Annotated in this window: 26 protein-coding genes; 9 read left to right on the top strand and 17 right to left on the bottom strand. The window is 65.7% G+C overall.

All coding sequences use genetic code 11. The features are described 5' to 3' along the window. The first annotated feature begins 72 nt into the window (after positions 1–72). The gene (locus tag ABCR94_RS38310) at positions 73–747 is read left to right on the top strand and encodes a FadR/GntR family transcriptional regulator (protein ID WP_347126056.1); all 675 of its coding nucleotides are present in this window, start codon (positions 73–75) and stop codon (positions 745–747) included. Positions 748–798: 51 nt separating this feature from the next. On the opposite strand, the gene ABCR94_RS38305 is transcribed toward ABCR94_RS38310, so the two are convergent. Further along, a complete protein-coding gene (locus ABCR94_RS38305; protein ID WP_347126055.1) occupies positions 799–1,218 on the bottom strand; it encodes a hypothetical protein in 420 nt (139 codons plus the stop codon). Positions 1,219–1,460: 242 nt separating this feature from the next. On the opposite strand from ABCR94_RS38305, the gene ABCR94_RS38300 reads away from it, so the two are divergent. From ABCR94_RS38300 to ABCR94_RS38270, 7 genes are all read left to right on the top strand, one after another. Next, a complete protein-coding gene (locus ABCR94_RS38300; protein WP_347126054.1) occupies positions 1,461–2,852 on the top strand; it encodes an amidohydrolase family protein in 1,392 nt (463 codons plus the stop codon). A 114-nt stretch (positions 2,853–2,966) separates the two neighbouring features. Beyond that, positions 2,967–4,460: a nucleobase:cation symporter-2 family protein gene (locus ABCR94_RS38295; RefSeq protein WP_347126053.1), complete on the top strand. Its 1,494-nt coding sequence runs from the start codon at positions 2,967–2,969 to the stop codon at positions 4,458–4,460. A 27-nt stretch (positions 4,461–4,487) separates the two neighbouring features. Continuing rightward, entirely contained in the window at positions 4,488–5,207 is a 720-nt protein-coding gene (locus ABCR94_RS38290; RefSeq protein ID WP_347126052.1) for a GntR family transcriptional regulator, read from the top strand. 90 nt (positions 5,208–5,297) lie between these two features. Further along, the gene (locus ABCR94_RS38285; RefSeq protein WP_347126051.1) at positions 5,298–7,553 is read left to right on the top strand and encodes a molybdopterin cofactor-binding domain-containing protein; all 2,256 of its coding nucleotides are present in this window, start codon (positions 5,298–5,300) and stop codon (positions 7,551–7,553) included. Positions 7,554–7,635: 82 nt separating this feature from the next. Beyond that, complete coding sequence (locus ABCR94_RS38280; RefSeq protein WP_347126050.1) at positions 7,636–8,571, top strand: amidohydrolase family protein; 936 nt, start codon at positions 7,636–7,638, stop codon at positions 8,569–8,571. Positions 8,572–8,667: 96 nt separating this feature from the next. Then, the gene (locus ABCR94_RS38275; RefSeq protein WP_347126049.1) at positions 8,668–9,408 is read left to right on the top strand and encodes a maleate cis-trans isomerase family protein; all 741 of its coding nucleotides are present in this window, start codon (positions 8,668–8,670) and stop codon (positions 9,406–9,408) included. Continuing rightward, positions 9,398–10,807, top strand: coding sequence for a UbiD family decarboxylase (locus ABCR94_RS38270; protein WP_347126048.1), 1,410 nt, complete (start codon positions 9,398–9,400; stop codon positions 10,805–10,807). Before ABCR94_RS38275 ends, ABCR94_RS38270 begins: the two co-directional genes overlap by 11 nt. Before the next feature lie 99 nt (positions 10,808–10,906). Here ABCR94_RS38270 and fabI read toward each other — a convergent pair whose 3' ends face one another. After that, the gene (gene fabI, locus ABCR94_RS38265) at positions 10,907–11,674 is read right to left on the bottom strand and encodes an enoyl-ACP reductase FabI (protein ID WP_347126047.1); all 768 of its coding nucleotides are present in this window, start codon (positions 11,672–11,674) and stop codon (positions 10,907–10,909) included. Positions 11,675–11,678: 4 nt separating this feature from the next. Further along, a complete protein-coding gene (gene fabG / locus ABCR94_RS38260) occupies positions 11,679–12,395 on the bottom strand; it encodes a 3-oxoacyl-[acyl-carrier-protein] reductase (protein WP_347126046.1) in 717 nt (238 codons plus the stop codon). A gap of 183 nt (positions 12,396–12,578) precedes the next feature. Between fabG and ABCR94_RS38255 the strand changes: the two genes are divergently transcribed. Further along, positions 12,579–14,105 (top strand): TldD/PmbA family protein, encoded by a 1,527-nt coding sequence (locus tag ABCR94_RS38255; RefSeq protein WP_347126045.1) that lies wholly within the window; start codon positions 12,579–12,581, stop codon positions 14,103–14,105. A gap of 60 nt (positions 14,106–14,165) precedes the next feature. Here the strand turns inward: ABCR94_RS38255 and ABCR94_RS38250 are convergent, their stop codons facing one another. From ABCR94_RS38250 to ABCR94_RS39355, 14 genes are all read right to left on the bottom strand, one after another. Further along, complete coding sequence (locus ABCR94_RS38250; protein ID WP_347126044.1) at positions 14,166–15,419, bottom strand: tyrosine-type recombinase/integrase; 1,254 nt, start codon at positions 15,417–15,419, stop codon at positions 14,166–14,168. Positions 15,420–15,466: 47 nt separating this feature from the next. Continuing rightward, positions 15,467–15,628, bottom strand: coding sequence for a helix-turn-helix domain-containing protein (locus tag ABCR94_RS38245; RefSeq protein ID WP_347126080.1), 162 nt, complete (start codon positions 15,626–15,628; stop codon positions 15,467–15,469). A gap of 20 nt (positions 15,629–15,648) precedes the next feature. Next, the gene (locus ABCR94_RS38240) at positions 15,649–16,092 is read right to left on the bottom strand and encodes a deoxycytidylate deaminase (protein ID WP_347126043.1); all 444 of its coding nucleotides are present in this window, start codon (positions 16,090–16,092) and stop codon (positions 15,649–15,651) included. Between the two features lie 321 nt (positions 16,093–16,413). Next, entirely contained in the window at positions 16,414–16,683 is a 270-nt protein-coding gene (locus tag ABCR94_RS38235) for a hypothetical protein (RefSeq protein WP_347126042.1), read from the bottom strand. A gap of 10 nt (positions 16,684–16,693) precedes the next feature. Further along, positions 16,694–18,502, bottom strand: a complete 1,809-nt coding sequence (locus tag ABCR94_RS38230; RefSeq protein ID WP_347126041.1) for a DNA polymerase — start codon at positions 18,500–18,502, stop codon at positions 16,694–16,696. A 15-nt stretch (positions 18,503–18,517) separates the two neighbouring features. Then, on the bottom strand, positions 18,518–19,102 hold the full coding sequence (locus ABCR94_RS38225; protein ID WP_347126040.1) for an SAM-dependent methyltransferase: 585 nt from the start codon (positions 19,100–19,102) through the stop codon (positions 18,518–18,520). 157 nt (positions 19,103–19,259) lie between these two features. Beyond that, a complete protein-coding gene (locus tag ABCR94_RS38220; protein WP_347126039.1) occupies positions 19,260–19,700 on the bottom strand; it encodes a D29-gp49 family protein in 441 nt (146 codons plus the stop codon). A 242-nt stretch (positions 19,701–19,942) separates the two neighbouring features. Continuing rightward, complete coding sequence (locus ABCR94_RS38215; RefSeq protein WP_347126038.1) at positions 19,943–20,494, bottom strand: hypothetical protein; 552 nt, start codon at positions 20,492–20,494, stop codon at positions 19,943–19,945. Then, on the bottom strand, positions 20,491–21,300 hold the full coding sequence (locus tag ABCR94_RS38210) for a metallophosphoesterase (protein ID WP_347126036.1): 810 nt from the start codon (positions 21,298–21,300) through the stop codon (positions 20,491–20,493). Before ABCR94_RS38210 ends, ABCR94_RS38215 begins: the two co-directional genes overlap by 4 nt. Continuing rightward, entirely contained in the window at positions 21,297–21,785 is a 489-nt protein-coding gene (locus ABCR94_RS38205) for an endonuclease VII domain-containing protein (protein ID WP_347126034.1), read from the bottom strand. The genes ABCR94_RS38210 and ABCR94_RS38205 overlap by 4 nt, the downstream gene beginning before the upstream one ends. Positions 21,786–22,131: 346 nt before the next feature. Beyond that, positions 22,132–22,518, bottom strand: coding sequence for a hypothetical protein (locus tag ABCR94_RS38200; protein WP_347126032.1), 387 nt, complete (start codon positions 22,516–22,518; stop codon positions 22,132–22,134). Further along, a complete protein-coding gene (locus tag ABCR94_RS38195) occupies positions 22,515–22,940 on the bottom strand; it encodes a DUF3310 domain-containing protein (RefSeq protein ID WP_347126031.1) in 426 nt (141 codons plus the stop codon). Before ABCR94_RS38195 ends, ABCR94_RS38200 begins: the two co-directional genes overlap by 4 nt. Then, positions 22,937–23,536: a topoisomerase gene (locus ABCR94_RS38190; protein WP_521978753.1), complete on the bottom strand. Its 600-nt coding sequence runs from the start codon at positions 23,534–23,536 to the stop codon at positions 22,937–22,939. Before ABCR94_RS38190 ends, ABCR94_RS38195 begins: the two co-directional genes overlap by 4 nt. Beyond that, the gene (locus tag ABCR94_RS39355; RefSeq protein ID WP_521978769.1) at positions 23,460–23,762 is read right to left on the bottom strand and encodes a CHC2 zinc finger domain-containing protein; all 303 of its coding nucleotides are present in this window, start codon (positions 23,760–23,762) and stop codon (positions 23,460–23,462) included. Before ABCR94_RS39355 ends, ABCR94_RS38190 begins: the two co-directional genes overlap by 77 nt. Positions 23,763–23,770: the final 8 nt, after the last annotated feature.

Genomic DNA, 23,770 nt, shown 5'->3' with positions numbered 1-23,770 from the left:
TCGATTCCCTCGACGATTCCCGCGACGTTTTCCGACACGTTTTCCGACACGTTTTCCGAGACGAGGAGCACCATGCCGCTGACCTCTCCCCGGCGTTCGGCACTGGCCGACCAGGTGATCACCGAGCTGCGCAACCAGATCACCACGGGCGAGTGGCCCGTCGGCTCGCGCATCCCGACCGAGCCCGCACTGGTCGAGCAGCTGGGAGTGGCCCGCAACACCGTGCGCGAGGCGGTCCGCGCGCTCGCGCACAACGGGCTGCTCGACATCCGCCAGGGCTCGGGCACGTATGTCATCGCCACCAGCGAGCTGGCCGGGGTGATGCACCGCCGCTTCGCGGACGCCGATCCCCGCCATATCGCGGAGCTGCGCTCGACACTGGAGTGCTCGGCCGCCCGGCTGGCCGCCGAGCGGCGTACCGAGCGCGACGTACGACAGCTGGACGTCCTGCTCGCGCGGCGTGAGCAGGCATGGGCCTCGGGCGACGCCGAGCACTTCGTGACGGCCGACGCGACGCTGCACCTCGCGATCGTCGCCGCCTCGCACAACGACGTCCTGATCGGGCTGTACGCGGACCTGGGCGACCTGTTGCGCGACTGGCTGCGCGACGACGTGGGCCAGGAGCTGCGGCCGGAGGACCACATGGATCACGCGCGGCTGGTCGAGGCGATCCGGGCCGGTGACACGGAGACGGCCGCCACCGAGGCAGCGGGTTACTCCTTGAAGTGTCTCGGGGAGCGGGCGTAGAACGGGCTGCTCGACATCCGCCAGGGCGCCCGGTCGGCCTTGGGCCCGGTGTCAGATCCGTCCGTGGCTGACCCACGCCGACCGGACTTCCTTCCAGCAGCGGTCGGTGAGCCGTACCGTCTGTGCGGGTCCGACCTCGACCGGCCGGCCGTCCGCGTCGATGTCCCACCAGCGGTCGCACTCGGTGTGCAGCCGCACCTGGTCGGACTCGGGATACGGATTGTGGCAGTACGCGACGACCTGCGAGCCCTCGACCGACGTACGGCAGGTGGAGCCGAAGGGGGCGGGCTTCATCGGGCGCTCGGCGCCGGGGGCCTCGGGGGCGGGTGCGGGGGCCGGTACGGGATCGGCCGGGGCGAGAAGCGCGGGCACCGCCGGGGCCGCCTGAACCGTGGTGGCCGGGCCGGTCAGTCCGGCCAGCGCGACCGTGGACACTGCGAGAGCTGCCGCTCGACGGCATGACGGGCGCAAACGCCCTCACCTCCTCCCCACAGAGCGCCGGGTATATCCCGGTTTCCATAGTCTGCGGTGAGTCGCCGGTCTTTTCGACTCGGGGACTCGAACCGGCAGGATCGGCGACTCGGATCGACAGAGATTCGAGATCGATTCGAGAGATCGCGTGCAGAGGGTTGACAGGCTCGGTGGCCTGAATATGTTACATGCAATGTTGAACATGCCATCGACTCCGCACCTGCACCCCCTCTGGAGGACCCATGCAATGCGACCTTCTGCTGTCCGGTGGACGGGTGGTGACTGTGGACGGCCCACGGTCCGTGTACGAGCCCGGCTCGGTGGCGGTCATCGGCAACCGGATCGCGGCGGTCGGCCCGGCGGTGGAGGTCGACGCCGCCTGGCAGGCGGCCCGGACGGTCGACTGCCGGGGGCGCGCGGTCGTACCCGGCTTCGTCGACGGCCACACGCACCTGTTCCAGGCACTGGCCCGCGGCCTCGGTGAGGGGCTGTCCATCTGGCCGTGGCTGTGCGAATTCATGTGGCCGTACTCCATAGCCGTCGACCCCGAGGACGCCCGGGTCGCGGCCACGCTCGGCGCGGTGGAGGCACTGCGCTCGGGCATCACCACCGTGATCGACAACCACTACGCGCCGACCGACCCCGAGACCGTGCTCGCGGTCGCCCGCGCCATCGAATCCACCGGTCTGCGCGGCGCCGTGGCGCGCGGAATGATCGGCCACAGGACGGCGGTCGCGGCCGCCCGCGGCCTGCCCCACGCACTCTTCCGCTACTCCGTCGACGAGGAGATCGAGCTCACCCGCGAGTGCATGGAGCGCCGCCCGCCGCACTCCATGGTGGAGATCTGGCCCGCGCCGCTGAATCTGAGTTACGTCGACCAGGACCTGGTCAGGGGCGCGGCCGAGCTCGCCGCCGAGTTCGGCACGCGCTGGCACACGCACTGCAGCGAAGGCGCCAAGGATCCGGAGAGCTATCTGGAGGCGTACGGCGTCAGGCCCGTCCAGTGGCTGGCCCAGGAGGGGCTGCTGGACGAGCGCGCGACACTCGCCCATGCCGTGTGGCTGGACGAGGCCGAGATCAAGCACATCGGCGAGCGGCGGGCCGGCGTCTCCCACAACCCCGCGTCCAACGCCTACTTGGCGTCCGGGGTGATGCGGCTGCGTGAGCTGCGGGACGCGGGCGCGGTGGTGGCGCTGGGCACCGACGGCCCGAGCGCGGGCCACCGCCAGGACATGTTCGAGGTGATGAAACAGACGCTGTTCGGCCAGCGCCAGCACACCCTGGACCCGGCGGCGGCGCGCTGCGAGGAGGCGCTCGAACTGGCCACCCGGGAGGGCGGCCGCTATGCGGGCACCGGCACCGGGCACCTCTCGGTGGGCGCACCCGCAGACCTCGTCGTGGTCGCGCTGGACCGCGCGCATCTGCGGCCCCTGCACCGCACGGTGGCCGCCCTCGTCTACTCCGCGCGCGGCTCCGACGTGGAGATGACGGTCGTCGACGGCCGGGTCGTCTTCGAGGACGGCCGCTGTGTGCTGGTCGACGAGGAGGCGCTGTTCGCCGAGGCGCAGGAGCGGGCCGAACGGCTGGTGGAGCGGGCCGGCCTCGGCGCGCTGACCGCCGCCTGGCGGCACTGACCACTGCCCGACAGACCCACCGCGCCCCACTCTGGCTGCCCGTCCGCGGCCCCCGTACATGCGCACACAAGAACCCCCGGCGCGCCATGGGCCGCCGGGTGGAGGGAGACGCACATGTCACGCAAGGAAAGCGACGCCGCCGGGAGAGCCGGTCCCGTATCGGCCACGAAGTCCGCAGCGGCCACGAACTCCGTACCGGCAAAGGAAGTCGACCCCGTGGAGGCGGTGCCCTCCGCGTGGCGGCTGGCTGTGTACGGGCTTCAGCACGTGCTGGCCTTCTACGCGGGGGCCGTGGTCATGCCCCTGCTGGTGGCCGAGGGGATCGGCCTGAGCGGGGACGATATCGGGCTGCTCGTCAACGCCTCCCTGCTGACCTGCGGTATCGCCACGCTGCTGCAGTCCGTGGGGCTGCCGGGCATCGGTATCCGGCTGCCTGTGGTGCAGGGGACATCGACCACCGCCGTCCCCTCGCTCGTCTCGGTGGGGCTCGCGGCGGGCGGGGCGAAGGCGGGGCTGCCGACGGTCTTCGGCGCGGTGATCGCCGCCGGGCTCGCGCTGTTCGTCATCGCGCCGGTCTTCAGCAGGCTGGTGCGCTTCTTCCCGCCGCTGGTCACGGGCACGATCGTGACGATCGTCGGGATCACGCTGCTGGCGGTGGCGGCCCGGCAGGTGGGCGGCGGCGACCCGAGCCAGGAGACCTTCGGCTCCCCCGCGCATCTGGGCCTGGCCGCGGTGACGCTCGTCGTCATTCTGCTGCTGCACAAGTTCTCGCGGGGCTTTCTGGCCACTGTGGCGGTGCTGGTGGGGCTGTTCGTCGGAACCCTGGTGGCCGCGCTCGCGGGCAGGACGGACTTCTCCGGGATCGGGGACGCGTCCTGGGTGGGGATGGCCGCTCCGCTGCACTACGGGACACCGCGCTTCGAGATGATCGCGGTGCTCTCGATCTTCATGGTGATGATCATCATCGCGGTGGAGTCGATCGGGCAGTTCTTCGCGGTGGGCGAGATCGTCGGCCGTGAGGTGGACGGCAAACAGATCACCCGGGCGCTGCGCGCGGACGGCCTGGCCACGGCGGTGGCCGGCGTTCTCAACTCCTTTCCCAGCACGGTCTATTCGCAGAACATCGGGCTGATCAGACTGACCCGGGTCAAGAGCCGCTGGATCGTCGCCTCGTCCGGCGTGATCATGATGGTGCTCGGCCTGGTGCCCAAGGTGGGCGCGGTGGTCTCCTCGATGCCCGCCTCGGTGCTGGGCGGCGCGACGATCGTGCTGTTCGCGACGATCGCTGTGGTCGGGGTGCAGATCCTGGTCCAGGCGGACCTCACCGACCAGCGCAACACCATCGTGGTGGCCGCGAGCATGGGCATCGGCTTCCTGCCCACCGCGTTCCCGCAGTTCGCCGACCAGATGCCGGGACGGCAACTGCATGCACTTTTCGAGAGCGGCATCATCCTCGGCACGCTCACCGCGGTACTGCTGAACCTGTTTTTCCGCCATCTGCGCCTGCCGGGCCGCAAGAAGGGCCCTGAGGAAGCAGAGAAGACTGCGCGAGGCGTTGACGGGTCTGAACATTACATGCAACATAAAGTTCGCAAGGACAGAGCGTGAGAGCAGCGCGAGAAGGGACGGGCGGGCATGTCGGCAGAGAGTGCGGTCAATCCGGTCGCGGCAGGAACCCTGCTGGCGGACCGGGCGTACGACGAGCTCAGAAGCGCCGTACTGGCCAATCGGCTGCGTCCCGGCGACGCCCTCTCCGTACCGGCGCTCGCCACCCGGATGGGCATCAGCCGCAGCCCCGTGCGGGAGGCGGTGCAGCGCCTCATCCACGACGGTCTCGCCTCCCACGTCCCGCACCGGGGTGCGGTGGTCTCCACCGTCGACGTCGAGGACGTGCGTCAGCTGTACGTGGTGCGCGAGGTGATGGAGGGCCTGGCCGCCAGGCTCGCCACCGAGCGGCTCGACGCCACCAGGGTCGCCGAGCTGCGTGATCTGCTCGACCGGCACGAGCAGGTGGTGGCCTCGGACTCCGCCGAGGAGTCCCACATCGAGATGGACATGGCGTACCACCGCCTGATCCGCGAGGTCGCCGGCAACACCCATCTCACCGCCGCTCTCGACACCATCCAGGGCAAGGCGCACCTGGCGTTGCACTCGCTGTGGCGCAGCCCGGAGGCACCGCGCCTCGCCGTCCAGGAGCACCGCCGGATCTTCGAGGCGATGACGGCAGGCGATCCGGACGCCGCCGAGCTGGCCGCCCGTGAGCACATCAGGCGGCTGCGGATCCGGCTGTCGCAGGCGGTGGCGAACGGGCCGGCGCCCGATACCCCGGCGGCGGGATTCCGGAGCGTCGAATAGCACGTACGCCACATCAGGACACGACCGCACCACCGCAGCACCGCACGTCGTACCGCCCCCCCCCGTTCCATGGAAGGGAAGTGATCGATCGTGAGTACCGCTACCGGCATCCGGCAGGGGGTGGGCGAGAGCGTCCTGCGGCCCGACGGCCGCCTGAAGGTCAAGGGGGCCTTCGCATACTCCTCCGACCTGCGCATGGACGGCATGGTGTGGGGCGCGACCCTGCGCAGCCCGCATCCCTCGGCGCGGATCATACGGCTGGACGCCACCAGGGCACGCGAGTTGCCCGGCGTCGTGGCGGTGCTCACGCACGAGGACGTGCCTGGCCGGCTGCTGTACGGCATGAAGGTCGCCGACCAGCCGGTGCTGGCCGCCGGCCGGGTGCGTCACCAGGGCGAGCCGGTCGCGCTGGTGGCCGCCGACCATCCCGAGACGGCGCGCCGCGCACTGCGCCTGATCGAGGTGGAGTACGAGGAGCTGCCCGCGCTCACCGATCCCGAGGAGGCAGTACGGGGTTCGGGCCCGCTGGTGCACGAGCGGCGGGTCGACGGGAAGAGCGGCAATGTCGTACGTCATGTCCGCATCCGGCACGGCGACATGGCGGCCGCCGAGCACCTCGCCGAGGTGGTCGTCTCGGGGGTGTACGAGGTCGGGATGCAGGACCAGGCCTTCCTGGGACCCGAGTCGGGGCTGGCGATCCCGGCCGAGGACGGCGGCGTGGATGTGTATGTGTCCACCCAGTGGATCCACGACGACCAGCGGCAGATGTGCTCGGCGCTCGGACTGCCGCCGGAGAATGTCCGGTTGACGCTGTCGGGGGTCGGCGGGGCGTTCGGCGGCCGGGAGGACGTCTCGGTGCAGATCCACGCGGCGCTGCTCGCGCTGCGCACCGGGCGGCCGGTGAAGATGAGTTACCACCGCGAGGAGTCCTTCTTCGGGCATGTGCACCGGCATCCGGCGAAGATGTGGTTCGAGCACGGCGCGACACGGGACGGCAGGATCGTCTACGTCAAGGCCCGGCTGCTCTTCGACGGCGGCGCCTACACCTCCACCTCGCAGGTCGTCATAGCCAATGGTTCGTACTTCGCGGCGGGCGCCTACGACGTACCGCATGTCGAGATCGACGGCTTCTCCGTCTACACCAACAATCCACCGTGCGGGGCGATGCGCGGCTTCGGGGCTGTGCAGTCCTGCTACGGCGTCGAGTCGAACCTCGACAAGCTGGCGGCCGCGCTCGGCATCCCCCCGGTGGAGCTGCGGATACGCAACGCGATGACGACGGGCACCGTGCTCCCGACGGGCCAGGCGGTGGACGGTCCCGCGCCGGCCGCCGAGCTGCTTGAGCGGCTGCGGGACCGGCCGCTGCCGCCCGCACCCGAGGGGACCTTCGCCCTCCCCGGCGGGCTGAACAACACCACGCACGGCGAGGGCATCAGGCGCGGCGTCGGCTATGCGATCGGGGTGAAGGCGATCGGTTTCTCGGGCGGCGTCGACGACCGCTCGGTGGCCCGGGTCCGGCTGTCCCTGGTCGGGGGCGAGCCGGTGGCCGAGATCCACACCTCCGCCGCCGAGTGCGGCCAGGGCATCGTCACCGTCCAGGCCCAGATTGCCAGGACCGAGCTGGGCATTGAGCGCGTGGTGGTGCTGCCGGCCGACACCCGGGTCGGTGACGCCGGGTCGGCGTCCGCCTCCCGGATCACCTGGATGAGCGGCGGCGCGGTCCGGGGCGCGTGCAGGGCCGTACGGGAGGAGCTGGAGGCCCGTGGCGGCGGTCCGCCGGAGAAACTGCTCGCGGACGGGCCCATCGAGGCGGAGTACGAGTTCTCCCACCGCCGTACGTTCCCGGTGGACCCGGAGCAGGGGCAGGGCGACGCCCATATCGCGTTCGCGTTCGCCGCGCACCGGGCGGTCGTGGAGGTCGACACCGACCTCGGCCTGGTGAAGGTGGTCGAGCTGGCCACCGCGCAGGATGTCGGCAAGGCGATGAATCCGCTTGCCGTGGAGGGGCAGATCGAGGGCGGCAGCGCGCAGGGGCTCGGCCTCGCGCTGATGGAGGAACTGCGCGTCAAGGACGGCCGGGTGCTCAATCCGTCCTTCACCGACTACCTCATCCCCACCATCGCGGACATGCCGTCCGTGCCCATCGACCTTCTTGAACTGCCGCACCCCGACTCGCCGTACGGCCTGAACGGGGTGGGCGAACCACCGACCCTGTCCTCCACACCGGCCATCGCCAACGCGCTGCGTGACGCGACCGGCCTGGAGCTGGCCAGGGTGCCGGTGCGGCCCGACGACTTCATCGGCCGGGCCGGCTTCATCAACGACGGCTCCGGCGAAGGGAGGTGATGCGGGCCCGCCCCCGGGTCCCCCGACGGTTCACCACGGTCATCCGACATACGACCAGAACCAGCTGGGAAGGAACAGCACCTTGATCATCGATACCCATATGCACCCCACGAACGTCGTGGACCAGGCCTGGAGGCACGACGGCGAACCGTTCACCGGTGAGCGGACGCTGGCCATGATGGACGGCCCGTACATGATCAACGGCAAGCCGCGCCGGATCGACTACGGCTGCATCATGCCCCCGCCCGGCAACACCGTGTGGCAGGACGGGATGCGCGGCGGACGCGAAGGCATCCGCGACTACATGGCGTACATCACCGAGCTGGTGACGACGTACCCGGACCGCTTCATCGGGAACTTCATGTACAACCCGCGCTTCGGGCCCGAGAACGGCGCGAAGGAGCTGGAATTCCATGTCAAGGAATACGGCTACAAGATGCTCAAGCTGCATGCCAACATGCATGCCTACCGCCCCGACCGGGCGCTGGACTGGCTGCGTCCCGTTCTGCGGGTCTGTGACGAGCTGGGCATCCTCGTCCTGATCCACACCGGCGACGGGCCGTACTCGATCCCGACGCAGTTCTATCCGATCATTCGCGAGTTCCCCAACGTCAACTTCATCCTGGGGCACTTCGGGGTGCAGACCGGCGGGGTGTACTGCTTCGAGGCGCTCTATATGATCCTCGACTCCCCCAATGTGTACGGCGAGTCGGGCTGGCTGCTCCAGTCGCGGATCGTGGAGTTCGCCCAGCAGATGGAGAAGCACCAGCTGCTCTTCGGGACCGACTCACCGCCGAACGAACCCGGCATGTGGGCACGGGAGTTGGAGGTTCTTTGCGGCCCGCCGCCGCAGGGCATGAACCTCTCCGAGGAACACCTGGAGGGCTACCTCGGCAACAACACCGCGAAGCTGCTGGGCATCGAGCCCACTCCCCCGCCGCGCGACCAGGAAGAGGCGCAGCTGCGCCTGAAGGACAGTTACGCCTCGCTGGACACGCCCGCAGCGTCCCGCGCGTAGCCCCCGGATGCGGCTTTTGTGGCCGCATGTCCTCGGCCGCCGGGCGGGCTTGGTTCCGAGCCCGCCCGGCGGCGAGCAGACGAGAAATGGAATCCCATGCAGCGCATCGGTCATCTCGTTCCGTCCACCGGCATCGGCGTCGAGCGCTGGGCGGCCCAGATCTGCAAGCCGGTCTCCATCGAGACCGCCCAGCCCGTCGGGCGGGCCGCGCTGCCCGAAGTGCTGAGCGGCCCGTCGCTCGCCCCGTCCCAGTCCACCGAACTGACGCGCTCGGCACGGCTGTTGGCCGACGCGGGAGTGGACGCGGTGGTGTGGGGCGGCAGTTCGAGCGATCTGCACGGCGCGGCGCACGGGCGGGCCGTGGCCCGCTGGATCGAGGAGGTGACGGGCGTACGGGCGTCCACCGTCACGCTGGGCCAGCTCGATCTGCTCGCGCGGCGCGACATCATCTCGCTGGCGCTGATCGCGCCCGGCTCCGAGCAGGTCGCGGGCCGCCTGGCGGACACGTATCTCGCGGCCGGATTCAAGATCGCCTCGGTGACGGCGCTCGGTCTCGGCACGCCGCGCGAGGCTGCGGAGCTGCCGGTCTCGCGGGTGCGCAAGCTGCTGCTCGGCGCAGATTCGCTGGACGCGCAGTGTGTCGTGGTGGCGGGCACCGAGCTGCCGGTGGCGCCGGTCGCGGCGCTGGTGGAGCGGGAGTTGGGGAAGCCGGTGTACGACGGGGCGCGGGTCGCGATCCGTACCGGGCTGGATCTGCTGGGGCTGACGGTGAGCGCGCCGGAGTGGGGCGAGCTGTTCACGGTGGACCGGAAGGCGGGGGTCTGCTGTGACCACTGAGCCCGCTCGATCCCCAGGGGCCTCGCAGGATCTGCGGGTCTTTCTCAGCGAGTACGCCGCCCGGCACCCCGAGGACGTACTGAACATCGACGACAGGATCGACGGTGAGGACGTGGCGGCGCTGGCCATGGAGCTCGCGGTGCGCGGTCGCGACGAGATGCTGGTCTGCGCCCGGGTGGCCGGTCTGGAGACCACGCTGGTCACCAACGTCTTCGCCTCCCGGCGCCGGATCGGCCGGCTGCTCGGCGCCGACCCCGCCGGACTGCACCGGGCGTACCAGCGCGCGTCCGCGCGGCGCTGCGAGCCGCGTGTCGTCGCGGACGGGCCGGTCCTCGGCGTCGTCGATTCGGGCGACGCGGTGGACCTCACCGCGCTCCCCCTCATCCAGCACTTCGCGTCGGACCGCGGCCCGTACATCACCAGCGGCATCATCACGGCCGAAGCCCCGTCGTACGCCACCGGCCGTGCGGGCAACCTCAGTTACCACCGCTCGCTCATCCACAGCCGCAATGAACTGGCCACCAGCCTGCACTCGCGCGGTCATCTGTGGCAGCTGCTGCGGCTGGCCGAGGAGCACGGTGAACCGCTGCCGGTGGCGATGGTGGTGGGCGCGCATCCGCTGTTCATGCTCGCCGCCTCGGCGCGCGTCGGCGCGGACACCGACGAACGGACCGTCGCGGGCGGCCTGTTCGGGGCTCCGCTGGAGGTCGTACGGACACCGGAGTACGGAATCAGGGTGCCGGCCAGCGCCGAGATCGTCCTGGAGGGGGTGATCGACCCGGCGCGGCGGGCGGCCGAGGGCCCGTTCGGTGAATTCTCCGGGTACTCGTCGGACCGCTCCACCAACAACGTCCTGACCGTCGCTACGATGCTGCGCCGCCGGGACGCGCTGCTCCTCGACGTGGTGGGCGGCAACACCGCCGAGCACCTCAACCTCGCCCGGATCCCGCGCGAATCGGAGATGGCGCAAAAGCTGATGGACCGCTTCCCCGAGGTCACGGCGCTGCACTACCCGACGTCGGGCACGCACTTCCACGCGTACGTGGCGCTGCGCGCGAGCCGCCCCGGCCAGGCACGGCAGATCATGCTCGGGCTGCTGGGCTGGGACCCGTACCTCAAGACGGTCGTCGCGGTCGACGAGGACGTCGATGTCACCATGGACTCCCAGGTCCTGTGGGCGATGGCCACCCATCTGCAGCCGCACCGCGACGTGTTCACGGTCGACGGGCTGCCGGGCAGCCCGCTCGACCCGTCGTCGACGGCGGACGGCACGACGTCCCGCATGGCACTGGACGCGACCCGGGGCCCGGACTTCGACGGCGTACGCATCAGGGTCGACCCACGGCGCACAGAAGCCGCGCGCCGTCTGCTGGACGGACGCGCGGCTTCCCCTTCTTGACGCGGCACTCGCACCGCTCGGCCCCGGGGGCCTCACGGGCTTCGCACGGCTGCGCCGGACTGCGTCCGCCGGATCGGCTCCCGCGGAATCCGTGAAGGGTTACGCGCCGACGGCGTGCAGCCCGCCGTCCACGTGAATGATCTCGCCCGTCGTCTTCGGGAACCAGTCGGAGAGCAGCGCCACGACTCCGCGGCCGGTCGGCTCCGGGTCGGCCATGTCCCAGGCCAGCGGGGAGCGGTGGTTCCACACGTCCGCCAGGTCCGAGAAGCCCGGGATGGACTTGGCGGCCATCGAGCCGATCGGTCCCGCCGAGATCAGGTTGCAGCGGATGTTGTCCTTGCCCAGGTCACGGGCAAGGTAGCGGGAGGTCGCCTCCAGCGCGGCCTTGGCCGGGCCCATCCAGTCGTACTGCGGCCAGGCGTACTGGGCGTCGAAGGTGAGGCCGACGACCGCGCCGCCACTGCTCATCAGGGGGTGGCAGGCCATCGCGAGCGACTTCAGCGAGAACGCCGAGACGTGCATCGCCGTGGCGACCGACTCGAACGGCGTGTTGAGGAAGTTGCCGCCGAGCGCGTCCTGCGGGGCGAAGCCGATGGAGTGCACCACTCCGTCGAGGCTGCCGAGCTCCGCGCGGACCAGGTCCGCCAGGCGGTCCAGGTGCTCGGTGTTGGTGACGTCCAGCTCGATGACCTTGGCGGGCTTGGGCAGCCGCTTGGCGATGCGCTCGGTCAGCGTGGGCCGGGGGAAGGCGGTCAGGATGACTTCGGCACCCTGCTCCTGGGCCAGCCTGGCGGTGTGGAAGGCGATGGAGGACTCCATCAGCACACCCGTGATGAGGACGCGCTTGCCGTCAAGAATTCCGCTCATGTGATCAGTGACCCATGCCCAATCCGCCGTCAACCGGGATGACGGCTCCAGTGATGTACGAGGCGTCGTCGGACGCGAGGAAGCGCACCGCGGCGGCGATCTCTTCCGGCTGCGCGTACCGGCCGAGCGGCACATTGGCGACGATGCCGGCGCGCTGCTCGTCGGTGAGCACCTTGGTCATGTCGGTGTCGACAAACCCGGGTGCGACGACGTTGAAAGTGATGTTGCGCGAGCCGAGCTCACGGGCGAGGGACCGTGCGAAGCCGACCAGGGCCGACTTGGAGGCGGCATAGTTCGACTGCCCGGCCGAGCCGAGGAGTCCGACGACCGAGGAGATCAGAACGACGCGGCCCTTCTTGGCGCGCAGCATGCCGCGGTTGGCACGCTTGACGACCCGGAAGGCGCCGGTGAGGTTGGTGTCGAGGACGGACGTGAAGTCTTCCTCGGACATCCGCATGAGGAGCTTGTCCTTGGTGACGCCGGCGTTGGCGACCAGCACCTCCACGGGACCGTGCTTCTCCTCGATCTCCTTGTAGGCCTGCTCCACCTGCTCGGTGTCGGTGATGTCGCACTTGACGGCCAGGAACCCCAGCTTTTCGAGGTCCGCCGGCTCGCCTGAGCGATAGGTGATCGCGACCTTGTCGCCGGCGTCGGCGAAAGCGCGGGCGATGGCGAGGCCGATGCCCCGGTTTCCTCCGGTGACGAGAACCGAGCGGCTCAACAGACACCCTTTCGATAGCGGTCGGGTACTGATCGAAGCTATCGGTAGATGACGTTGTACGGAGAATCGAGCTCTGACAGCGCCTTGGAGAACTCACTGTCGGGTCCCTACAGAAGTAGTGGGCAAGGGGCCCTGCGGCGCGACATCATCGGAGGCGTCCGGTCCCGACGACAGGAGTCATCCGTGCCTCATTCCATCGACGAAGCGTTCACGGCGCTGCCGCTGCGCGCGCTCGCCGACGCAGCGCTCGCGCGGGCCCGCGCGCTCGGCGCCGATCACGCCGATTTCCGCTTCGAGCGGGTGCGCAGCGCGTCCTGGCGGCTGCGCGACGCCAAGCCGTCGGGTTCCTCCGACACCACGGACCTCGGGTACGCGGTGCGGGTGGTGCACGGCGGCAGCTGGGGGTTCGCCTCCGGCGTGGATCTGACCATGGACGCGGCGGCGCGGGTCGCGGGCCAGGCCGTGGCGATGGCCAAGCTGTCCGCGAAGGTGATCAAGGCCGCGGGGTCCAAGGAGCGCGTGGAGCTGGCGGACGAGCCGGTGCACGCCGACCGGACCTGGGTGTCCTCGTACGAGATCAATCCGTTCGCGGTGCCCGACGAGGAGAAGGCGGGGCTGCTCGCGGAATGGAGCGCGCGGCTGCTGGCCGCCGACGGCGTCGCGCATGTCGATGCCTCCCTGCTGACCGTGCAGGAGAACAAGTTCTACGCGGACACGGCGGGCACCGTCACCACCCAGCAGCGGGTGCGGCTGCATCCGCAGGTCACGGCGGTCGCGGTGGACGCGACGACCGGTGAGTTCGACTCGATGCGCACGATCGCCCCGCCAGTGGGACGCGGCTGGGAGTACCTGCGGGGCAACGGCTGGGACTGGGAGACCGAGCTGGAGCAGATCCCGTCGCTGCTCGCCGAGAAGATGCGCGCGCCGAGTGTCCGGGCAGGCACGTACGACCTGGTGGTGGACCCCTCCAATCTGTGGCTGACCATCCACGAGTCGATCGGGCACGCCACCGAGCTGGACCGGGCGCTGGGGTACGAGGCGGCGTACGCCGGGACCTCCTTCGCCACCTTCGAACAGCTCGGGAAGCTGGCGTACGGCTCGCCGATCATGAATGTGACCGGTGACAGGACCGCCGAGCACGGGCTCGCGACGGTCGGCTTCGACGACGAGGGCGTCGAGGCGCAGTCCTGGGACCTGATCAGGGACGGCACGCTCACCGGCTACCAGCTGGACCGGCGCATCGCGAAGCTGACCGGCCTGGGGCGGTCCAACGGCTGCGCCTACGCCGACTCCCCGGGCCATGTGCCCGTGCAGCGCATGGCGAATGTCTCGCTCCAGCCGGACCCCGGCGGTCTGTCGACGGAAGACCTGATCGGGGGCGTCGAGCGCGGCATCTATGTCGTGGGCGACCGGTCCTGGTCGATCGACATGCAGCGGTACAACTTCCAGTTCACACAACAGAGGGCATACGCGATCCGGGATGGCCGTCTTGCCGGGCAGCTCCGGGACGTTGCCTATCAGGGAACAACCCCTGAGTTCTGGGGGTCTCTCAGGGCCGTCGGAGGGCCCCAGACGTACGTCCTGGGAGGGGCTTTCAACTGCGGAAAGGCCCAACCGGGCCAGGTAGCTTCCGTGTCTCACGGCTGCCCCACAGCAGTGTTCTCAGGAGTAAACATCCTCAACACCCGAGACGAGTCAGGCCACCCCTAACGGGGTGGCCTTTCTGGGCTCGAAGTCTGCACCAGGTCTACACGTCGTCACATCGAGCCACTAGGCGGCCTCGTCCTCTCCCGCCTCCTCGTCTTCCTCAAGTGGGACCAGCCGAGGGGGCGTGATGACCCCCTGGAAGGGCCGGAGGTTGAGGCCAAGACGGGTTTCCACCGTCCGGGCTCCTCGCTCCAAGGCGCGCTGCACCATGTGCCCGTAGACCAGCTCGGTTGTGCGTGTCGTCCGGTGCCCCACCCATGAGGCGATCTCGAACAGCGGGATGCCCTCATGGATCGCCTCAGACACGAAGAAGTGCCGGAAGCTCTTGGGCGTGTACTGCGGGGTGCCCGCAGCCTTCGCGGCGGCCTTGAACGTGTCCAGGAACCAGTCATAGGACGGGTGGCGGTCGGGGAGACGAGGAGACTCGAAGAACCACCCCCGGTCACCCCAGGAGCCGAACGTGTCCAAGTGATCTTGGAACGTCCCCACGATGGATTCAGCAACTGGGGTCCTCCTGGCTTCATCAAAATCGCGGTGCTTCGTACCTCGCTTCACCCCGCGTCGGTACCCCGAGATCTCCTGACACCCAAACGCCGACACCTGGTGGTCGACGGTCAGAATCCCCCGGTCCCAATCCATCGAATCCTCAGCAAGAGCCAGCGCCTCGCCTGGACGGCACCCACAACCTGCCATGGACCAGAACCCGGCGCGGATCAGCTTCGGAGCTTCGGCAATGATTCCCAGCACCTCGGCCTTGGTGGGAATGTCCTCGTCACGCACAGGGGCAGATGTTGTGAGGCCCTGTCTCTTACGCGGGTTTGCCTTGCGGCAGGGGTTGCGGCCGATGATCTCTGCGTTAACCGCGTAGTTGAAGACGCTGGAGAGGACGCTTCGCCGCACGGCCATGCCGTTGACCTTGTAGCCTTTCTCTTTCTGCGCCGCATCCCAAGCGTTAATCATCTCGGGATTTATGCTGCCGATGGTCCGGCTTCCGAAGGCGGGGCCGTAGTGATTGCGGTACACACTGGCATAGTTGGCCTTTGACGACTCTTCCAAACTGCCAGCACTCACCCACTCTTCCCAAACACTCTGGAAAGTCCGCTGCCCTGCTTTGGGGTTGAGGTACGTCCCCAAGTCCTTGTCCCGCTCGACCTTGACCGCAAAAGCTTCCGCGTCGTCCGACTTCTTGAACGAGACCTGACGCGGCTTACCTGACCGCCCGCCCGGCTCCCGATAGGTCACCCGGTACGGCTTGTGCGGGCACGTCGACTTCTTTCGACGAGGGCACGGGCAGTCTTCCTTTTTGATGGTCGCCACGCTGGTCGGGCCTCCACATGTTGATGGGTTAGTTGCGTCCCGTGACGCTATCGACCTTCCGTGTTGAGGTCAACCCACGTATCCAGGTCGCGAGTTCGGAAGCGTATGTGCTTGCCCACACGCACGAACGGGATACCCCACCTTCGGTACGAGTCCATGAGAGACCTCTTCGTCACACCCAACACATCTGCTACCTGATCTGGCGTCATCAGAACATTGCTGCCGCCCCTCACGGCTTCCTCCCCCAGTCAAGAACCTTGGCTTCCCAGTACGTTTCCGTGCGCCAAACCACTCGGAAAACTCCTGCGGCCTGAAGGCGAGGAAGGCACCTGTAGCAGGGCGCACGGGTGATGTAGACCGTGCCGCCCTCCAGGTCTTCACGCCGGGCATGGATCAGAAGGTTTTCCTCTGCGTGGATGGCGATGCAATTCCCGTAGTCGCTGCCGGCAGGTATCTGCTCGTACGTGGTCCGTCCTCGCGGGCACGCACCTGACAGGCAGCCAGGGGCCCCCGGAACAGTGCCGTTCATTCCCGACATGACTACGCGCCGCCTTCGGTCCAGGAGGACCGCACCGACCCGTGAGCGGGTGCAGTCCCCCCTAGGAGCTACCGCGTCAGCAATGCCCAGAGCCCATGCGTCCCAGGAGGGACGATCAGAGCGAGGCTCACTCACAATCGTTTTCCAGGTCCATCAGCAGTCCTCATTTCCAGGGCAGATCATCGGGCATAGTGCCTGCCTCGATTCGGTAGAGCAGCTTCCAACCGGTACCGAGCGGAGCCCGCTCGTAGACCTCTCCACCTCGTACACCCCGGTATTCGAGCTCCCGTGTCTGCGGGCTGTATCGAGAGGCGCGCTCCCAAGACACAGCCGCCTTAGCACGCCCAATGCCCACGTGATACTTCACGCTTGGCCCTCGGTCTGGAACGATGGAGGCATAGGGCAAGCCCCTCAGCTCCTTACGCAGGTCGGAACAGCGCTCTTCCATCTCCATGGCTAGACCGCCTCCCCGCTGTCGCTGTCCTCCACGATCTGATGGAATCCCATGATCGAGTCCCACGTGTCGGATGCCATCTCCTTAGCAAGTTCGTGCGGAACTCCAGAGGCCACGGCCTCAGTTAGAACTGTTCCGGAAATCCGAGCCGCGGTGACTGCATACGCTCCCTGCTTGTGAAGTCGGTCGGCGTTCATCTGCGTCTCGATGCCCGAAATCAGCTCCTCGAAGGAACCCGCAGGCTCAAGCTTCTCGTTCTCTTTCTCGCCCATTCGCTTCTCCTTAGTGCTTGCTTGCTTCAAGTTCCAGGACACTTCCCCAAGAACGCTGCCCGATCTCGGCATCAGCCGGAATCAGCAGCCCTTGGACGCTGAACTCCATGAGCTTCGCCGCCTCACGAGACATCTCCTTTGCATCCTTCTCCGGGAAGCTAAAGACGATCTCGTCATGGATCGGCAAGCGCATGTATGGCGTGAACCCCGCCTTATCCAACTCCAGCAGTGCCCGAGCGGTAACGTCTCGACTTCCGCCCTGAACGTAGTAATTGAGAGCCCGGAACCACTTACCAGGGTCGACAGGCAGGCGGCGGCCCGTAGCTGTGTAAACGAAACCGGTTTTGCGGGCTTCATCTGCAAGCCGTTTACCGAAGGCCCCAACTCCCGGATACGTCCTGGCGAAGGCTTGCAGGACCTTCCGGGCCGTTTCCTCGTCGACATGGGCTTGCTCCATTAGAGCAGCCCAACCCCCGCCATACACGGTTAGGAAGTTGGCCATCTTGCCGATTTTGCGAGCGACCTCCGCAGCATCAGCGGTGATCTGGTGCAGGTCCCGGCCGTTGAGGAATGCGTTCAACATCGTCGGGTCACGAGAGAACGCAGCGAGGTAGCGCAACTCCATGTTGCCGAAGTCGATAGAGCACGAGAGATGCCCCTCATCAGCCAAGAACATGTGACGTACGTAGCCGTCACCCGAGGGAAACGTCTGCGCTGGGATACTCCCGGAAATACTCATTCGAGACGTGCGCGCCTGGAGAGAATTGATTGACGCGTGGACACGGTCGTCAGCATCTCGACCGTTCAGCGCCCGCTCAAACCAGGTCTTCCGCCACTTGCCGGCCTTCTTCGCCCTCACAACAGCATCGGCCAGAGGATGTTTCAGCCCAGTAAGTACGTCGTCATCCATGGCCAATTGACCTTTAGGATGATTCTTGCTCGGCTTGGTTCGCTTAGTGAGCTGCACACCAAGACCGGTGAAGGCTTCAATAAGTTGCTGGTTGCTGTTGACGTTCTCGACCTCGAACGCCTTAGCAACCGCTTCCCACTGCTGCTGAGAGGCCGAGAGTTCCGAACACCGCTTCTCGGCATATTCGACGTCCAGGAGGTAGCCAGTTCGCTCCATCTTGGCCGTGACGTGGGCTAGTTGATGCTCCCAACCGATGAGCCCATGAGACTTGGAACGAGCTGGTACGAGCCGGTAGAGGATCTGAAAAAGCCTGTAAGCAAGAGCCGGGTCCATACCCGCGTAGAGCAGGTATTCAGAATCGGTAAGCTCGACCAGTGGCCAGATCTTCTCTTTCGTAGTCTTGTACCGCTTGGCAATAGCGGACATCGACCCCTTGACCTCATCGGCCGTAGTCACACAGATATAGAACTTGGTAAGTTCTTCCAGCTTGAGACCGGGCCCGCTTTCCTTGACCGCCCTCGGATCTACAAGGTGCGCAAGGAGTTTGGTGTCCCACATTTTCGGAGCAAGCTCCTCCATGGGGATTCCTAGCGTGGCCTCCACCACGTGAAGATCAAAGGTCCCGTTGTGGGCCACCAACCACTCAAGACGAAAAAGGGCCCTGCGTACCGCCTCAGCGAAAGCGGGGCCCCTCTCCACGGGAATGACCCATGTCTCTGATCCAGTGCCGAACTGAGCTAGACGGCACCGGAAATCAGGTGCCCACCAGTTGAGCCCCGTCGTCTCCGTATCGAAGCCGAGTATTCGATTGCGTGAGATGAACTCCTCGAACTCGGAGAGGTCCCTCTCAGTCTCGACAACCCGGATGGCTACCGGCTGGCCTTTGAGTCTGTAAGCAAGCTGCCGCAAGGAACCTCCCCTCGCCTACTTTCGTTGTTCAATGAACGCCTTTCCTACGTACTCCGTGTAGGCAGGCGGAATGCACTCGCGGATTCCCTCTCGGCTCATCCACGGAACAGAAAGATCTTCCTTAGCGTCGTCAACGCCAATGAAATTGCCGACGTAGATTCCCATCTCACCGGGCTTGCGCCTGCGACCCATTTTCGTTTGGCGCTTTTCGTGCGCAGGGTGCTCGGGCTGTGCTAGCTCCCACCCTCCCGTTTCAAAGAGTCGATGGCGGTACGTGTGAAGTTCGAAGTGGGCACCACAAAGCATCACGGGGTTGTTCATTTGGTCCTCGGCACCCATGACGTTTTCGATTACCCACGGAACTCCGATAGCGTTAAGAGCTACACGGGTGGGCCCCAGTAGATCCGGGTGTTCGTTCTGTCGAATGCGCTGGGTTTTGCTGTAGAGCTGGCATGGCGGTGAAGCGTGGATGAAATCGAAGCGGTGCCCGTACGTGAGGAGGAACTGAATTGCCTCCGCTTGTACGAACTCGAACGGGTACCGAGGCTGACGAACGATGTCCACGCCTACAACGCGAAAGCCTGCGTTGCTGTACCCCATCCCTGCTCCGCCCTGGCAGCAGTAAAGGTCAAGTATTTTGAGAATCCCCCACCCCCGTTCACGGCGACGAACGCCGCTAAAAACGCAAAAAGGCAAAGCAAAGGGGGCCGAGGAATCCCCGGCCCCCTGTCAGGTGCCTACGTAAAGCGGTTAGCTCTTACTTGAAAGAGCCGTCCTTCTGCCGCCACAGTGGATCGCAATTGCTGCCCTTCGGTGCGTTGCAGAACATCGCGCCCCAAGGCCCGTTCTGCCCCTGGCCCTCGCGCAAGGTCCTGCCGTGAGGGCAGTTGTCGCCCGCAGGGCCCGCAGACGGCGATTGGACCTTGCCGCCCTGGAAGGTCTTGGGGGCCGCACCGCCCGGCTTGCCGGCTGACGGCTGGTGTGTCTCTCGGACCTTCTTTGCCGCATGGGAGGCCAGCTCAATAACCCCCTTGTCCGCGAGCGACTTCATGAGGTCCACGGCATTCGTAGAGACTTCGTCGGCACTCTGCCCGTACACGGTCGGTGTCAGCCATTCCGCGTCATAGCCAGCGGCGGCCTTGAAGGTCATACCGATCTTGAACTTGTTTGGGGTACCAGCGTTGACAGCTTCGGTCATAGGCTTTATCTCCTTGGGAGTTTCCGACTCGCCCCACGGTGAGGCTCCGTCGAATGGGTTCGGGAAGGTCAACTGTCAATCTCCTTAGGCTGGTTCAGCGTCACAGAGGTATTCGTGCTTCGGCACAGTGGAGGAGTCGTCACGATGAAGCGCCCGGCAGATACTTGCGGGATACCGCTCCCTGAACAGTGGACAGACAAGGTCTTGGCGACTCGTCTCCTGGACTGTCTTCACGAAGCAACTCACGAACTCACTTTCCGCAGGTCCCTGTTCATCTGCCGAGCAAGAGCCTCAAGGCTGCGGTTGCTCGCCTTACGCTCGGTGTCGTCCCGGAAGGGGAGCCCGTAGACGTACCGCCGCGTCAACACTTCACGCTGACTCTTGGTAAGTCGGTTCAGCGCAATGGAGGCGTCCAGCCGGGCGGAGACGAGATTGTCAGTGATGCGACAAGACAGAAGGTCGTCGGCTCGACCAAGCATCTGCCCCAGTTCTTCGTCTGAGTAGATGAAGCTGGCTAGCGCCAACTTCGCCTCATCGGGGGTGTAGTAGTAAGTCCCATCCTCAACGTCGCGCGCATCGCGCTCCTTTGAGGCGTACTGATTGCCAGCCTTCTTGCAGAACATTCGAAGGAAGTCGTCGTTGTAGTTGTCTTCGAGCATCTTTCGACGCTCATAGGCGTGCAGCAAAATAGCTTGCTTGCAGTCGTCCTTTTCTATGATCCGCCAAGTCCTTGCGAATGAGCTTGCCGTCCTATCTGCGATCTCAGCTACATGAGCCCAGTCGATCTCAGTCATGCAGCACCCCCCTTTTTCGCGAAGCGCCCTCCGGCACCCCGCATGACTTTTCCAAACCGTTCGCCCTCTACGACGAAAGATCCATCGCGACGGATATCAACGGGATACGGGGAAACTTCGTGATCCCCGACGTAGAGAATTCCAAACCCTGACTGCCAATTGGCAATCGCTCCAGGGCCTAGGTACTGCGCTTTGTGTGGGTCCATGATGTGACCCACCTCGAACCCCCAGCGCATCCCCCCGAGATGGCTGGGGCCGTGACGGCGAACGCCGAGCCGGTGAGTGTGACCCATGACGAGGTTGGTAGTGGCCTTACTCGCGTGCCCGTAGGCAGTCGTGCCGGCGATGCTGGATAGGCCCTTGATCTCGTGACCGTGAATCAGTGCGGTGTCCGGCCCCACCTTGTGGAAGGCGGGGGTCAGTGAGATACCGAAGCCGTCGAAGTCGAGCAACTTCGAGAAATGGAAGTCTGGGGCGTACTCGGCCAAGGCCGGTGCCTTCGCAGACAGGTAGGTGCGGGGACGCAAGTCATGGTTACCCTCCAGGATTCCGAAGGGACCTGCGTACACCTCTCGGATGGGGGCGAACACCTTACGCTTCGTCAGGTCCGATTCTGACCGCACCTGCTGTGAGTATTCAAGGCGCGTGCCTTCGTTCCAGCGGCTCGGGGTTTCGTAATCATTCAGGTCCCCGATCTGGTAAAGCTCGTCCGGCTGGTACTCACCGATGAAGCTGATGAGGTTGTTCAGCGCCTTTGGCTCGTGGTACGGAACCTGTAGGTCACTCAGCACAACAACGCGTTTCATAGCTGACCCTCCAGATAGGCCGCCGCTCGCTTGATAATCCGTGGACTGTCCTGAAGCTGCCCGATTGCCGCATTACAGGACCGACAGAGGAGCCCTCTAATCTTTCCTGTGCTATGGCAATGATCTACCCCAAGGCGCTTGAAACACCTGTCTGCCTCACCTGCGGTTCTCAGACATATCTTGCACCTCCGGTCCTGGACTACCAGCATTGCTTCGTAGTCTTCTAGCGTGAGTCCGAACTTGTTGCGAAGGTGGTTCCGGAGATCCGCAGACGCCGCCCGCTCTGGATTGTTTTCCCGCCACTGCTTCGCCTTCTCTTTGTTGATTTGGCCGTAGGCAACACCTCGACAATAAATGTCACAGAACTTTCTGTTCCAATGACCCCCGCTAATATCTTTACCGCAATTGGCGCACCTACGAATATCACCAGCTATTCCGTGCTTCAAATGTGCTCCCCCGTCGCCTTCGCGTATGCCAGCCCCCATGCGTCCCCCGCGTCTTGACGTATCTGCATGTCATTGAATTGCTCATTCGTCCGGTCCGATAGACGCGGCGCAATTCGGTGCAGCACAGCCCTCGCCGGCAAACCCTCGTACTTCACTAGCGCCTCAAGAGGAACGCCGAGACGGTGAAGAGCGACCCCGACGACACACCCAGAGTCGACGATCGAGCCGTCTACGTCCTTGTGCACGTAGAAGCAGGAATTGTCATCCGGGCCCGAGCGCATGTATTCAGGCGGGGAGTAGACATGTTCCGGCCTCTCCGCAACCACCTGACGCAGTGTGGAGAGTGCAGTCTCGTTGGTGATCTCGGTCTGAGTAGCGGTCACCATCACGCCATCTCCCCGAACTCGGCGGCGTACGCTTCGCCCCACGTAGAGCCCTTGTCCTGGGATATCTGGATGCGTCGGAGCCGGGGCCACATGAGCTGATCACCACTCAGGCCGAGGCCGCTCAGGGCTCCCTGAACCCCCAGACCCTCGACCCGCCGCAGCGCCTCAAGGGAAACGCCGAGACGGTGGAGCACAGTGCCGACGATGCAGCCGGCACCGACCTGCGCACCCTCCTCATCCAGGTGGACGTAGAAGCACGCATTTGATCCGTGCACGTCCATGTGGCGAGGGGCCTTGTAGACCCTCTGCGGGTTCTCCTTCACCACTTCCTGAAGTGCGGACAGAAGAGTTTCCTGGGTGACCTTCGAAACGGTCGTGCTCGTCACTTACCCTGCTCCTTCTCGGTGCGCTGAATCTCGCGGTCGATGTACCAGCGAGCTTTCTTGAGGTCTTCCAACTCAGTGCCGTGCCCCTTGCGGCCAGCACGAGCGAGGTACTTCACTGCGTTGCCTCGGCAGAAGTTCAGGTGTTCCGTCAGGTCGATGACCTCAAGGCCGTTCGGCAGCCACGTGTAATGACCTGGATGGTCCACCGCGGATTGTTCTCCATCCGCCTTTGACGGCTCGATGAGTTCGATCTCGTCTTCGGCCATGTTGAGCGTTTTCGCTTTCCCGTTGACGTGGATCTTCACGCCGTATGGGTACGGCGCTGTCGACAGGGCGTTAACCGTGAGCACCCGCCCGCTGTAGCCGTTGAACTGCCCGACTCCCCTAACCACCCGGACTTTTCCATCAACCCCGTATTTCACAGCCCGATCCGTTCTCTGAGGCCCACAGGCCCATAGTCGAGAAACACCGCGTTTGAGTCATGGCCGTTCATCTGGATGACTTGCCCATTGGGCAGAGTGCTCGCCAGCTCGTCCATGAACGTCAGGCCAGGTCCGTCCTCGGCGATAAGGAATACGGTCTCGTAGCCGAGAAGGGCGGGAGTCCAGTAGTCCCGCCATGTGCCTGTGCCCGGCGCACCTACAGCAGGGACACCAGCCAGGGACCACGACTGAGTGTCGAACTCGCCCTCAACCAGCACCAGGACGGGGCTGGACTCGATAAGGGCTGCCGTGTTGTAAAGCCTGGGCGGGTCTCCCGGAAGGCTTCGGTACTTCCCGCCCTTGTGGTCGTGCTGTTCCTTCTGCCCTGTCTCGAAGAAGTACCTGCCATCAGGTGCCTTCACGCATTCGTCTGCGATACAGCGAAACCGAACGGTGGCAACTCCGTCCTCGCCACCAGCGGGGCGGAGGTAGGGAATTACCAGCATCCCCGCGTAGCGGTCATGACCAGGTGCCGCCGAATGGACGTAGCCCAGGCCGAACGTGCCGGCTGCTTCCCCGAGCCCGCGAGCCGTCACGTACTGATCGGCCGGACTCCCCTGGTACGTCTGGTGGTACGTCTTGGCTGCCTCCACCGAATTCGGCACGTGCAAATTCTTGGGCTTCAATGAAGCTACAGCTCCTCTCCCTCATGATCACCGCATAGCTGTCCTCGCTCCGGCTACACACGAAGCAATTCCACCGTTGGCCGTCTACGTCGACACTTGCTGACGGATTGGAGTCAGCATGAAGGGGGCAGCAGATTTTTTGCC

The sequence above is a fragment of the Streptomyces changchenzhani genome (genome assembly GCF_039766235.1).
Lineage (GTDB): Bacteria > Actinomycetota > Actinomycetes > Streptomycetales > Streptomycetaceae > Streptomyces.
Note: the sequence above shows the minus strand (reverse complement) of the source record. Positions and strands in the feature narration are given on the sequence as shown.